Raw genomic sequence first — 12522 nt, 5'->3', positions numbered from 1 at the left:
CTCGATGCCGAACAGGCCCTGTGGCCGGACCGACAGGACGATGCACATGAAAGCGAAGATCATGACATTGGCCGCTTGCGGGAACACCGCCAGTGTCGCGCTCTCGAGCAATGCCAGGCAGTAGGCCGCCAGGATTGTCCCTCCGAGGGAGCCCATCCCGCCGATCACAATGATGGCGAAGACAACAAGCAGGACGTCGGACCCCATCAACGGACTCACCTGATAGATCGGCGCCGCAAGAGCGCCGGCGAGGCCCGCAAGAGCCGCGCCCAGCCCAAAGGTTGCCGTCATCACCGCAGGAATCGGGACGCCCAGCGCTTCGGCCATCGTGGCGTTCTCGGAAGCCGCCCGAAGCGTCGCTCCAGCCTTGGTTCGTGCGATCGCGATCCACACCCCAAGGCAAACAATAAAGGCGACCATGACGACCCACAGCCGGTAGACGGGGAACACTGCAAAGCCGAGATCGACCACGTCCGACAGCCAGGCGGGCGTCGTGAAGGGCAGTCCCGTAGAGCCGAAGATGACCTGAAATCCGCCCTGGATCGCGGTTGCGAGCCCGAAGCTCAGCATGAATCCATAGAGCGGATCGAGACTGTAGGTCCGCCGCAACAAGAGTCGCTCCAGCACCATCCCGGTCGATCCAACCAGAACGGCAGCCGCACACAGGCCCACGAGATAGGGAAGACCAAGGCGCGCAACGGCCGCCCAGGCGGCAAATGCACCCATCATGTAGAGCGCGCCGTGAGCCATGTTGAGGATGTTCAAGAGCCCGAAGATCAATGCGAGGCCGAGGCAGAGCAGGGCATAGAACGATCCATTGACCAGACCGATCGTGAGATAGGAGAGAACGAGGTTTGACATAAGGATTCACACGGCAACGTATTTGGAGAGGCGCGCTTCGATGCGCTCGGCCTCGCAGGTCGGGCAATTGTCGACAACCAGTCCGTTCTCGATTGCAACAACTCGGTCAGCGACGCCCAGCACGAAAGCGAGGTTCTGTTCGACCAGCAGGATGGTGTAGCCGCGCTGCTTGAGGGCGGTGATCGCCTGTTCGATCTGGCGGATGATGATGGGTGCCAGCCCCTCCGTCGGCTCGTCCAGCAGCAGAGTTCGGGCACCGGATCGCAGGATCCGCCCGATCGCCAGCATCTGTTGTTCGCCGCCGCTCAGCTGCCCGCCGAGATGGCGGGTCCGCGACCTGAGATTCGGAAACAGTTCGAAGATCTCATCATCACTCATGCCGGAGCCGCCCAGCGTGGGCGATAGCGCCATGTTCTCGGCCACGGTGAGGCTGGCGAAGATCCCTCGCTCTTCCGGACAGTAACCGAGACCAAGATGCGCGCGCTCCGATGGACGCAGCGAACGCACCTCTCGCCCCTGCACCAGCACATGCCCCGACTGCCGCTGCAACAGGCCCATGATGGCGCGCAGGATGGTGCTCTTGCCGGCGCCGTTGCGGCCCAGCAGCACGACGACCTCACCCTCCGATACGGTGAAGTCGATCCCGAACAGCGCCTGGACCTCGCCATACCAGGCCTTGAGGTTGGATATCGCAAGCGGAAGGCTTCGTTCCGGATCAAGCATCAGCGGCTGCACCGAGATAGGCGGCGCGGACGCGGTGGTCGCGCGCAACGTCTTGATAGGATCCGTCGCTCAGAACGGCGCCGTTCGCCAGGACGGTGACGTGGTCCGCGAGCCGTTCGACGACCTTGAGATTGTGTTCAACCAGCAGGACGCAGCAATCCTGCGCTGCGTCGGCAATCATCTCGACGACTGGACCGATGTCTTCCCGGCCGAGCCCCGACGTCGGCTCGTCGAGAAGCAGGAGGCGAGGTTTGAGGGCGAGCGTGGTTGCAATTTCGAGCAGGCGTCGCCGGCCATAGGAGAGTTCACGCGCCTGCCTGCGTCGGTCGGAGGTCAGGCCAGCTCGCGCGAGCAGAGTCTCGTTGTGAGGGGCGAGATCGCCGCTGACGCGGCGGCGCAACAGCCGGAGTGGTGGGCTGGCATGGGCCTGCGCCACCAACATGTTCTCCTCGACCGACAATTCGGGAAATACCGCGCAGATCTGGAAAGATCGGGCCAGCCCGAGCCTGGCCAGCCGATTGGCAGGCCGGGCCGTGACGTCGCGTCCAAACAGTTCGATCTGACCGCGGGTGGGCTTGATGAAGCCGCTGATCGCGTTGAACAGGGTGGATTTGCCTGCTCCGTTGGGACCGATCACCGCGTGAATGCAGCCTTCCCGAAGGTCGAGCGACACCTCGTTCAAGGCGACGAAGTCCTTGAACTGAACCGTCAGAGCACGAACCTTCAGCACGGGATTGGTCGGCAGCGGGGCAGAGACAGCTCTCGGATCTTCGAAAGCCTGGAGCGAGGCGCTGGCTACCATGTTTATTGCGCCTTGGCCGCCTGCGAGCTGCAGCCGGATGCCGACGCGGGACGGAATGCCGCGCTCGCAGGAACCGTGGCTGTGCGGACGTAGAAGTCCCACGGCTCCTTGCTTTCGGCAGGCGCCTTCACGCGATAGACGCCGATGTCATAGGTCACCCGTCCATTCGCCTGAATGTGCGCCACGCTGCCGAAGCGGTCGACCGGCAGCTGCCGCATCTGGTCGTTGACAGAAGCGGCGTCGTCGCTGTTCCCTGCCCGTGCGGCCTTCAAATAGTGCAGCACGCTGACATAGACGCCGGCCTGCTCACGCGTTGGCATCCGTCCATGGGCGGCAAAAAACCGCCGGGCGAATGCGCGCGTCGCATCATTGTCGTTCCAGTAGAAGCCGGTGCTGATGATCAGGTTCTGCGCGGTCTCCAGACCGATACTATTGATATCCGTTACGAAGGCGTGTAGCGCGGCCAGCTTTTGCCCGGACCGCGTGATCCCGAATTGGCCGGCTTGCTTGATGGCGTTGACAGTGTCGGCGCCGGCGCTGGCAAGCGCGATCACCTCGGCGGAGGAACTGCGCGCCCTCACCAGGAGTGTGGAGAAGTCGGCGGTGCCGAGCGGATGGCGAGCGCTGCCGGTCACTTTGCCGCCGCGCTCGTCCACGACCTGTTGGGCTACTCCCTCCAGATCATGGCCAAAGGAGTAATCCGCGGTGAGGAAGAACCAGGTCTTCAAGCCCTGGTCGAGCAGCGACGCCGCAGTGCCGCGCGCCAGCGCATAGGTGTCGTCGGTCCAGTGTGTGACATAGGGCGAACAATAGCGGCCCGTGATGTCGGTAGAGGCTGCGCCGGATATCAGAAGCGAGCGCTTCTTATCGGTTGCGAGCGGGATCAATCCGAAAACCACGCCCGAATGCGGCAGATCGACGATGGCATCGACGCCGCGCCGGTCAAACCATTCGCGGGCGATGCTGGAGGCGATGTCCGGCTTGTTCTGATGATCTGCCGTGACGATCTCGATCGGGGTGCCGTCGATGGTTCCCCCGAAATCGGCAACGGCCATCCGGGCCGCGAGGATCGAGCCAGGACCACCAACGTCGGCGACCACGCCGCTCTGATCTCCCATGACGCCGATCACGACCTTGCCGTCCGAGAATTCCGCCAATGCGGCACTCATCGAGACGGAGAGAAATGCAACCGACAGCAGAATGCTTCGCATGGTCAGCCCCCTATCATTATTGGCAGGGGGTGCTTAGCCGGGTTCGCTGACACATTTGTGACGGGTGCGGTACAATTGGGCTATCCGGGATGGCAGTTGTCGTAGCGACCGCGACGGGGCACACATGGGTCCTGACCCAAACCCGACTCAGGCTGTGACGTGACCACCTCAAACCTGAAACTGCGCGACGGCGAGACCGACAACGCCGATACGATCCTGGAAGACCGGGTCCTGGTTGCCAGAATATGCTGGTACTACTTCAAGGAAGGGCAGACCCAGGAAGCGATATCGCAGCGGCTGAACATGACGCGGAAGCGCGTCAACCGGATCCTCGGGCTCGCGCGGGAAAGCGGCTTCGTACAGATCACGATCACCGATCCCGCCGGGCAGAGAACGAAACTCGAGGCGGAGCTCGCTGCACGATACGGCTTGATGCAAGCCATCGTGGTCCCAACCCCTATGACCGACCCGGACGTCAGGTCGTTTCTGGGAGCGGCAGCTGCCAACTACGTCGCTGAACGGCTCCCCGCGGACGGCTCGCTTGGGATCACCTGGGGAGGGACGATCAACGCAGCCGCCCAGAACCTGAGGCCGCGTCAGGGGCAGAACACCAAGGTCGTCCTGCTCTGCGGCGGATTGGCGGAAAGCGCGCCGATCAATCCGTACGACAACGCTGCGATGATCGCTCGCGCGCTCGGAGCCCGCTGTTATTATCTCACAGCGCCCATGTTCGTCGACGACGCGGCCTTCCGAGACCTCATCGTGGACAGCGAGCCGGTTCGCTCCGTGCTGGCCATGGTGCCAAGTCTGGACATGGCCCTCTTGAGCGCGATCGACCTTTCCGAGCAGTCAAAGGTGCTCGAATACAACGTCATCTCGCGCAAGACCTGGACATCGCTGCGAGCGGCCGGCGCGGTCGGAGACATTTGCGGCCACTACCTCGATCGCAGGGGCAAGCGAGTGGATCATCCGCTGTCGCGGCGGACCATCAATCCGCCTTGGGACCATATTCATCGGATCAAGCACCGGGTTCTGGCAGCGGGAGGACTGCAGAAGGTCGCGATCATTCGCGCCGCGCTGCTGGCCGGGCTCTGTCATGTTCTCGTGACTGATGAAAATGCGGCGGAGAAGCTGCTGATCGGCTAGGTGCGCATTGCGTGCGCAGCCGCTTCGTTCCTGGCGCGGCGGCACGACCGCTTTGATGACTCGCTCGGTGGCAACCGGCGAGCAGGTCGAGGGCCCTAGACCGGCCAGGGCAGGGAGTAGGTTTTCACCTGCGTGAAGCTGCGCATCGCCTCCAGGATGCCCTCCTTGTGACCGAGGCCGGACTGCTTGATGCCGCCGAACGGAGTGAGTTCGGTGCGATAGCCGGGAACTTCCCACACATTGACGGAGCCGACCGCGAGGCCCTCGATGAGCCTCGTGATGTGATCGAGGCGGTTGGAGCAGACGGCGGCGGAAAGTCCGAACTTGGTGGCGTTCGCAATCCTGATGATCTCGTCGATATCATTGTTGCATCGGATGATCGGCAGAACCGGGCCGAACGTCTCCTCGGCAACGAGCTCGCAAGCGGGCGAGACATGATCGAGCAGCGTGGGAGGATAAAAGGCGCCGCGAGGTTCACCGCCGAGCAGAAGCCTGGCACCTGCCGCGACCGCACCGGCCACGCGTCTGGCAATCAGCTGGGCTGCGTCTTCGCTGATGACGGTGCCGAGATCAACGCAAGGGTCGCTGGGGTCGCCTGTTGAGAGCTGCTGCATGTGGTGCAGGGCCCGCTCGGCGAAGTGATCGGCAAGCTCCTCCACGACGAGCGCCCGCTTCACGGCCGTACAGCGTTGACCGGAATGTCTGACTGCGCCCTGCACGGCCAGATGCGCGGCCCGATCGACGTCCGCATCCGAAAGGACGATGAACGGATCGTTCCCACCCAGTTCGAGGACAAGCCGCCGGTAACCTGCCCGTTCCGCGATCTGGTGCCCGACGCGAACCGACCCCGTGAATGTCACGAGCTCGGCGTCCTCATCGGTGAACACGGAATCTCCAAGATCGCGCGGCGTTCCGGTCACGATCGAGAGCATGCCCTCTGGCAAGCCTTGTTCGCGGAGGATCCTGCCCAGCGCAAGTGCCGTCAGGGGCGTCTGCTCCGACGGCTTGAGCACCACGCGGTTGTTGGTCGCTATTGCCGGCGCCAGCTTGTGGCTGACCAGGTTCAGCGGATGATTGAAGGGGGTGATGGCCGCGATGACCCCCGCGAGCGGCGTACGCATTGAAAAAATGCGCCGCTGATGAGGGTTTCCGCCGATGTCTCCAGGGTAGATCTCGCCATCATTTTGAATCAGCGCATGGGCGGCAAACGACCAGACGTCGCAGGCGCGCCTGGTTTCATGCAGGGAGTCCCTCAGACAGAGACCGGTCTCGGCGGTTATGAGCTGTGCGAGCCGGTCCTGATCTCTTGCGATCGCACGCGCAGCGCCGAGCAGGATATCGGACCTTTCGCGGCGGCTCAGCTTTGGGCGGAAGCGCGCGGCTGCCGCGAATGCAGCCCGTATTTGACGTGGCTCTGCCTGCGGGACCGTCCCGACAAGCGCGCCGGAGAACGGATTCCTGACTTCAATGACGCGATCCGCGTCTGCTGATGCTCCAGCCAGGAGCATCGGCTGGTAGATCGGCTCAACATCGTGCATGTGTGGCTCCTCAACTCAAAGACTGCGCTGGCTGACGCTTGCTTGGGGCTTGTCGGCCTCGTCGATTTGGCTGAAAGGCGCTCTGGCCGGCTTGTTGCGCGAAGGCTGCTCTTCGCGCTGCCAGATCACGATCGTGACGCCCATGATGATCAGCAGGCTGGCAAGAACCGTGCGCAACGCGAGCTCCTCCCCCTGCAGGATGAGAGCTGAGATCAGCGCGACGACGGGAATGAGAACGAGGCTCTGAGATGCGATCCGCGCCGGAATTGAAGCCAACGCATAGTACCAGGCAACGAATGCGAGGCCGGTCGCTACGATACAGTTGAACGCGATCGGGAAGGCGAGAGCTGAAAGGCGCTTGACCTCGAAATGCGGCTCGAGGACGGCTGAGGCCATCATGACCGCCATCCCTGCCGCTGCGAGCTGGAATGTAGTCCGGCTCCAGACGTCGATATCGCTGTGAGCTCGGTTGGCGAGCCACGTTCCCAAGGCCCAGCAGATGGCCGCAATCAGCAGCAGGGCAACCCCTTCCGCGTCGTCCAAAGTCATTGGCGCAGCCGTTGGCCCGAGGCCATTGGCGCTCAACAACATGATGCCACCAAGCCCGCTCCCGATCGCTCCAAGCTCGAAGCCGGTCTGCCGCCTTCCGTCCAAGACCCACTCAATGATCGCAAGCCAGAGCGGCATCGTATAGAAAATGAGAGCACTTCGGCCGACGTCCAGATATTGGAGCCCAACGAGGCTCAGGCCCAGCCCGCAGGCCATCTGCAGCATGCCCACGGCAATCAGGTTGAGCCGTCCGCGATCGCCGATGCGGAGCTGATACCCCAAGGCAAGGCGCGCCACCGCGATCGCCACCGCGCCGCCGAGAAGACGCAGTCCTGTAAAGAACAGGGGCGGCGCGATCTGCAGCGCGTCCTTTATGACGAGCCAGTTCATACCCCAGATCAGGATCACGAAGATCAGGCAGAGGGCTGCCGAAGCAGACGTCTTGCGGACCATCACATCGTTTCCCCTTTAGCCGGCAGCTGAAGGTTCAAGAACGTAGCGCCACATGGCGTCCTGGAATCGGCGCTTGTTCCCGACAGGCGTATGGCGGGTGGTCACGCGCGGAAGCGTTGCGGGATGGCAACGATTGATCTTGCAAAGCAGGAAATGCGGGCCCCGCGTCGTCGCACAGTGCTCCATTGCTGTCAGGATATGCCCGGCTTCGGCACAACGCACCGACGAGCGATAGCCGCAGGCGGATGCGACAAGATCCAGGGACGAGCTTCGTGACGTCGAGGCCTGGCCACCGGTGGACGCATAACTTTCATTGTCGAGCACGACATGGATGAGGTTCTGGGGTTTGGTGTGGCCAATCGTGGACATGACGCCCATGTGCATCAACGCGCCGCCGTCGCCATCCAGTGCGAGCACGGGACGGTTGGGCATGGCGATGGCGAGGCCTGCCGCCAATGCGCTGCAGTGCCCGAGCGAGCCCTGCATGTAGAAATTCTCGGGACGATCGTTGACCCGGAAGAGCTCTCGCGTGATGAATCCGGTCGTCGAGACGATCGACGTGGTCGGATCGAGCCGCTGGCAGATCAGTTCGATCGCCTCTCCCGCGCTGAGCGGGTAATCGAGCGGTGCGTCGGGGGCCGCTCCCGCGGAGCTCGGCGTGAGCTGGCCCTTTCGCAACAGCACAGCAAAAGGTGCCTCCTGCCGATGCGCTTCAGCGGCGCGGATGAGAAGCCGATCCAGTCCGCCCGTCGTTCCGTCGAACTCGTCCCAGTCGACGGCGAGCTGATCGAGGATCGCCTTCGTCGCGGCACCCATGAAGATGTGCTGCGGCTCATCTGCGCTCTCGTCGGGATGCCCTCGCACCGAGATCAGCAACAGGACCGGGATCCTGTTGACCATCAACAACGAGGTGAGTGGATTGACGACGTGACCAAGACCGGAGTTTTGCAGCGCGACGACGGCTCGCTGGCCAGACAGCGCGGCGCCAGCGGCGAGCGCTACCGCGCTGCCCTCGTTGGCCGCGGGTACGTCCGTCCACGCGCTGCTTTCGGCCGCCCTCTCAAACAGGTCAGCGAAGTGCGAGCACGGAACGCCCGAGAAGAACGTATAGCCTGCTGCACTCAATCTCGATAGAAGAACGCTCGTCGGCACGGACATGTCTCTGCTCCTGCACAAGGGCATTGGGAGCGGCTCTGCCGCCCCCAATGAATCGACGTCCTGTGACCTCAACTGAGTTTCTTCGCCACGATCAGGCTGCGGTTGCAGAGCGATCTGTGGTACTCGACCTGCCCGAAGCCGGCCTGTTCGAGCATCCCGCGCATGTCTTCAAAGCTGTAGCAGCAGCCTTCGTAGCCCGTGGTCAGGAGCACCGAATATTCAGCTTCGGCGGCCGGGGCCGGACGCCCGCCGCGATCGTCGGGATGGCAGCTGTAGACAGCAATGCGGCCACCGGGCTGGAGGCTGCCGTGGGACTTGCGCATCAGCAGGCGGACCTTCTCGGGTCCCCAATTGTGAAGAACGTGGGAATAGAGATGAAGGCTTGCATCGCGTGGCAGCGGGTCGACAAACATGTCGCCAGCGACGATACGGACGCGGGCGGGAAAGAGACCCCGCGCGATCAGACAGGATCGCGCGAGCTCGTCGACCGGGGGGCGCTCGAAGATGGTCGCGGATAGCCGAGGATATCGCATCAGCAGATGAGCGGAATAGACGCCGGAGCCGCCGCCGATGTCGAGCATGGACGTATCGCCGCTGCAATCGAGCAGGGTAGCGAGATGCGGGGCAAAGATCCGGCCGCGCTCCTCCATGCCGCGCGTGTTGAGGTCCGCGAACTCATCCGTCTGCATCAGATCGTCCCAGCTGGTCGTGTCGCCGCGCGCGACATGCCAGGTGTCGGAGCCGTCGTTCCGCAGGACGTCGTACAGCTCGCGAACCGACGACTTGTACTTCATTGTGGCGATGTAGGAGGCGACATTCTCGTCGGATCGGCTGCTGAGATATCGGACGGCTTCGATGGTGGCGTGAAGTTTTCCGCCCTCGCGGGCAATCAGGCCCCAGGATTCGAAGAGCCTGATCATTGTACGTGTCGGCCGGTCACGAAGCGAGAAATGCTCCCGCAGTTCGTCTTCAGAGACGGGATGACCGTCCAGATAGGTGAACAGGTCGAGCCAGGACACCGCTGCAATGTAGAGGTCGGCGGCGTATGAGCTATCCCGCCACTTGATGACCTGGGCAATGTCGGGGCGGTCGACCTGTGAGACATCGGTCGGTGTGTCGATGCGAGATGCGAGTGCAGTCGGGGTCATGGGTTTGATCCTTTACGAGAACGGCATGAGTTGTTCGGTCAGTCTGGCTGGCCTGGCGCGGCATTCACGGGCAGGTATCGGGCCTCGGCGCGCGCGAGCTCGTCGTAGTGAAACAGCGAGAAGACATCCTCGAGGGTCGCGACCTCAGCCTCGATCCCGGCGATGCTCTGCTCGGTGATGATGCGTTCGCAGACATTGCGCATCGCGCTTGTCGCGGCGCGCATCGAATGATTGGCCCAGATCACGGTCGAGATGCCGGCAGCACGAAAAGCGGACGCGGGGGTCCGATAGTATTTCGTTGGGACGATCACGACGGGGAGGCGGTTCTGCCAACCATTGGCGAAGGCGAAAATCTCGTCCGCCGTGCTCTTCCGGGAATGAATGAGAATGGCGTCCGCTCCGGCGTCCGCATAGGCGTGAGCGCGGTGAAGGGCCTCGTCCATGCCATGGCCGGCGATCAAGGCCTCGATGCGGGCGACGAGGACGAGTTCGTCTCCAACCGCATCTTTCACGGCACGCAGACGCCCGGAAAATTCGCCGGCATCGGCGAGCGGATGACGATCGCCGACGAACGAGTTCATCTTCGGAAACTGCTTGTCTTCCAAGGCCACACCCGCGGCACCCCGCTGACGGAGCTTGTGGGCCAGAATGCGCGCGTTGTTGAAATTGCCGAAGCCGCTGTCACCGTCGACGAGAACGGGGAGATCAGTCGAATCGACCATGCGTTCGACGACGTCGATGAGCTGGGTCCAGGACGCCTCACTTGCATCGCGATAGCCGAGAGAGCAGGCGATCGACAGGCCGGATGCCCATAGGCCCCTGAAGCCGGCGCGCTCGGCGACGGCGCTTGAGAGCCCATCATGGGCCTCCATCAGAAAGCTCAGATCTCGATTGCAGCAGATCTGCTCGCGGAGCACTGCGGCGCGAGTGGCGAGTTCCGGACGATGATCTGCAGCATGACGAATCGATTGCGGTCGCGTGAGCATGCAAGGTCTCCCTTCCCCGTGCGGGTCTGTCATCAACCACCAGTTGACAGTTTTGCGATACCGGGATCAATTACTAACTCTGGTAGTCACACCAGCGCATAGGTTCCGGTGGGGAGGGCGAGGGAGGCGATCTCGCCGAGGGCGAGCACTGCCGGCGAGCAGGCCCGGGTTCGTGCTGGCAAGGGGAGGACCGCGGCCCTGCCGCGTCCGCTTGCGCCGCCGGGAAAGTCGCGTGCCTGGAGGGAGGGCGATGGCCGGCCGCTACCTAAGCTTGTAGTAGCGGCGCGGACCGATATGCGTTCAACTGGTTGCTTCGTTCGGCATCCGGATCCGCCGTTTGGCGGATCTGATGACGATACATCAATGGGCGCCAGAGACGCTGGCGCGCTGCCGCGTTCGTATTGAAGATGGCGTGGATCCGATGACAACCATCCTTCTGGACGATCATGGGCGGGCTTGGGATGCTCATTCGCCGGTTTTGCGGCGATTCCTGCAATGCCCGGTGTCAGATTTTGATTTCTCGTCCTATGTGGTCGACAATCTGGGATTCGTCGCTGTCACCATGATCGACAGTCGATCGGCCCGGATCCGGCTCAGGCCGAGGACCGCCTGCGGGATCAGCATCGCTTCGGCGCTATACTTCATCGCAGATAGGGCCGTGGAGCGAATCATCGTTGTGAAAACGGGCGATGAAGTTGTCGAGCGCATGTTCCCGAGGGTCGGCCAGGCGATGACCTATATCGGGGATGAGGTCGCGCGAGCCCGCCTGCATCTGTCGCCGGTGTTCAGAAGCCGTGAGTTGCCCATCACTGCGCTTGCCAAAGAGGCAGAGCCGCTTGCGGTCCTGTTCATGCGATGGCTCGAATGTGATCAGGGCCGCGACAATACCGAACTGAAGGGCCTCCTCGATCTACACTCGCTGCAGCGCTTCGTCATCATCGAGCCTGTCGACGGCCGGCTTATTTTCGCTGACATCGGCTCGGGGTTTGAAAGCTTCGGCAGAACCTGGCAACAGCATGCACCGGGATTGCCGCTCGAGGAGCAGCCGGACTATCATTACGGCCAATGGGTCCGTGGCGTTTACGACCATGTGCTTCATACAGGCAAGCCGCTCTTCGACGACGTTGATGCCGTCATCCGGCGCCCGCACCGAAATGACAGGTTGCGGGTGCACTACAGGCGCCTCATCCTTCCCTGCGGTTCGACTGGCTCCAGACCAGCTCGGCTTGTCGGTGCGTCGCTCGTCGAGAACGTTGCATCAACCCCTTGATAGCTGCGCGATGCAGTACGAGGATGATTGATGCACCCCTGATGGCGAGTGGTTGAGTGCGGTCTTGCGAGCTTTCCGGCTGTTGAGCGGCCCGCTTGCAATGCGTCAATTGTCTTGAAACCTGGCAGTTCGTGCCTGGGTCCGCAGCAACGCGGCGCGGCATGGCTTGGCTCAACGCAGGCGCGACATGTCGCAGCCGTCTGCTCAACCGGAGCCTTTGATTGCGCCGTCCCATGATAGGACGGAGGCGTTCAGCGCTGTGCCAAGTGAGGCGAACAGGCGTTGGCTACTCGCGTAAGACGGGTGGTGATGATAGTGGCACGCAGCAATAGGCCGCACTGCGGACGCCGGACGAGCTTTCTGGCCAGTGACTCCGCCGCTGGTGTAGCACCACCAATTTCGGTAGCTCGCCAAGCGCAGGCTTGCGTGGCATGAGTGGGCCAAGCTGGCCGAGCGCAACCTCTTTCGTCTCGGCACGTCGCGTGAAATGAGCCGGCGTCAAAGACAACGCCGTTTCCTGCGTCGCGATGCGAGCTCTCCGCATTGCGTCGTGACGGGGCTCTGGCAGTCTGGGACCTATTGATGACGGCCTGAAACAGATATTGTATTGATGTTGATACGACTGGGCGATATCGTCTCACGTCGAGAAGGAGAGGCGGACTTCGTCCGCTGGGTGC

The 12522-nt window shown here is 62.7% G+C and carries 10 protein-coding genes and 1 pseudogene; 2 read left to right on the top strand and 9 right to left on the bottom strand.

From position 1 onward, the window contains the following. Positions 1–6: 6 nt before the first annotated feature. The 4 genes and pseudogenes from QW868_RS12785 to QW868_RS12770 all read right to left on the bottom strand — a co-directional run. Positions 7–861: pseudogene (locus QW868_RS12785) on the bottom strand (branched-chain amino acid ABC transporter permease); the annotation flags it as partial. A gap of 6 nt (positions 862–867) precedes the next feature. Continuing rightward, complete coding sequence (locus QW868_RS12780) at positions 868–1584, bottom strand: ABC transporter ATP-binding protein (protein ID WP_316217938.1); 717 nt, start codon at positions 1582–1584, stop codon at positions 868–870. Next, on the bottom strand, positions 1577–2386 hold the full coding sequence (locus QW868_RS12775) for an ABC transporter ATP-binding protein (protein WP_316171856.1): 810 nt from the start codon (positions 2384–2386) through the stop codon (positions 1577–1579). The genes QW868_RS12780 and QW868_RS12775 overlap by 8 nt, the downstream gene beginning before the upstream one ends. Positions 2387–2388: 2 nt before the next feature. Next, positions 2389–3597: an ABC transporter substrate-binding protein gene (locus tag QW868_RS12770; protein WP_315716405.1), complete on the bottom strand. Its 1209-nt coding sequence runs from the start codon at positions 3595–3597 to the stop codon at positions 2389–2391. A gap of 159 nt (positions 3598–3756) precedes the next feature. On the opposite strand from QW868_RS12770, the gene QW868_RS12765 reads away from it, so the two are divergent. Continuing rightward, the gene (locus tag QW868_RS12765) at positions 3757–4743 is read left to right on the top strand and encodes a sugar-binding transcriptional regulator (RefSeq protein ID WP_316230697.1); all 987 of its coding nucleotides are present in this window, start codon (positions 3757–3759) and stop codon (positions 4741–4743) included. A 95-nt stretch (positions 4744–4838) separates the two neighbouring features. On the opposite strand, the gene phnY is transcribed toward QW868_RS12765, so the two are convergent. From phnY to aepX, 5 genes are all read right to left on the bottom strand, one after another. Next, positions 4839–6281 (bottom strand): phosphonoacetaldehyde dehydrogenase, encoded by a 1443-nt coding sequence (gene phnY, locus QW868_RS12760; protein WP_316230696.1) that lies wholly within the window; start codon positions 6279–6281, stop codon positions 4839–4841. 15 nt (positions 6282–6296) lie between these two features. Beyond that, positions 6297–7283, bottom strand: coding sequence for a DMT family transporter (locus QW868_RS12755; protein ID WP_316230695.1), 987 nt, complete (start codon positions 7281–7283; stop codon positions 6297–6299). A 15-nt stretch (positions 7284–7298) separates the two neighbouring features. Beyond that, on the bottom strand, positions 7299–8441 hold the full coding sequence (gene aepY / locus QW868_RS12750) for a phosphonopyruvate decarboxylase (RefSeq protein WP_316230694.1): 1143 nt from the start codon (positions 8439–8441) through the stop codon (positions 7299–7301). A gap of 68 nt (positions 8442–8509) precedes the next feature. Further along, positions 8510–9589: a methyltransferase gene (locus QW868_RS12745; protein WP_316230693.1), complete on the bottom strand. Its 1080-nt coding sequence runs from the start codon at positions 9587–9589 to the stop codon at positions 8510–8512. 38 nt (positions 9590–9627) lie between these two features. Next, the gene (gene aepX, locus QW868_RS12740; protein ID WP_316171877.1) at positions 9628–10506 is read right to left on the bottom strand and encodes a phosphoenolpyruvate mutase; all 879 of its coding nucleotides are present in this window, start codon (positions 10504–10506) and stop codon (positions 9628–9630) included. Between the two features lie 406 nt (positions 10507–10912). Here aepX and QW868_RS12735 point away from each other — a divergent pair, with 406 nt between their 5' ends. Then, positions 10913–11845 (top strand): hypothetical protein, encoded by a 933-nt coding sequence (locus tag QW868_RS12735; protein ID WP_316171850.1) that lies wholly within the window; start codon positions 10913–10915, stop codon positions 11843–11845. Positions 11846–12522 lie beyond the last annotated feature (677 nt).

The organism is Bradyrhizobium sp. SZCCHNR1051, from assembly GCF_032489615.1.
In the GTDB taxonomy this organism is placed as follows: Bacteria; Pseudomonadota; Alphaproteobacteria; order Rhizobiales; family Xanthobacteraceae; genus Bradyrhizobium.
This window is presented reverse-complemented; position numbering and strand designations above follow the sequence as displayed.

Bases quoted from the DNA above. Each gene is read 5' to 3' on its own strand.
- QW868_RS12780 (WP_316217938.1), bottom strand. From the start codon at position 1,584: ATGCTTGATCCGGAACGAAGCCTTCCGCTTGCGATATCCAACCTCAAG.
- QW868_RS12775 (WP_316171856.1), bottom strand. From the start codon at position 2,386: ATGGTAGCCAGCGCCTCGCTCCAGGCTTTCGAAGATCCGAGAGCTGTC.
- QW868_RS12770 (WP_315716405.1), bottom strand. From the start codon at position 3,597: ATGCGAAGCATTCTGCTGTCGGTTGCATTTCTCTCCGTCTCGATGAGT.
- phnY (WP_316230696.1), bottom strand. From the start codon at position 6,281: ATGCACGATGTTGAGCCGATCTACCAGCCGATGCTCCTGGCTGGAGCA.
- QW868_RS12755 (WP_316230695.1), bottom strand. From the start codon at position 7,283: ATGGTCCGCAAGACGTCTGCTTCGGCAGCCCTCTGCCTGATCTTCGTG.
- aepY (WP_316230694.1), bottom strand. From the start codon at position 8,441: ATGTCCGTGCCGACGAGCGTTCTTCTATCGAGATTGAGTGCAGCAGGC.
- QW868_RS12745 (WP_316230693.1), bottom strand. From the start codon at position 9,589: ATGACCCCGACTGCACTCGCATCTCGCATCGACACACCGACCGATGTC.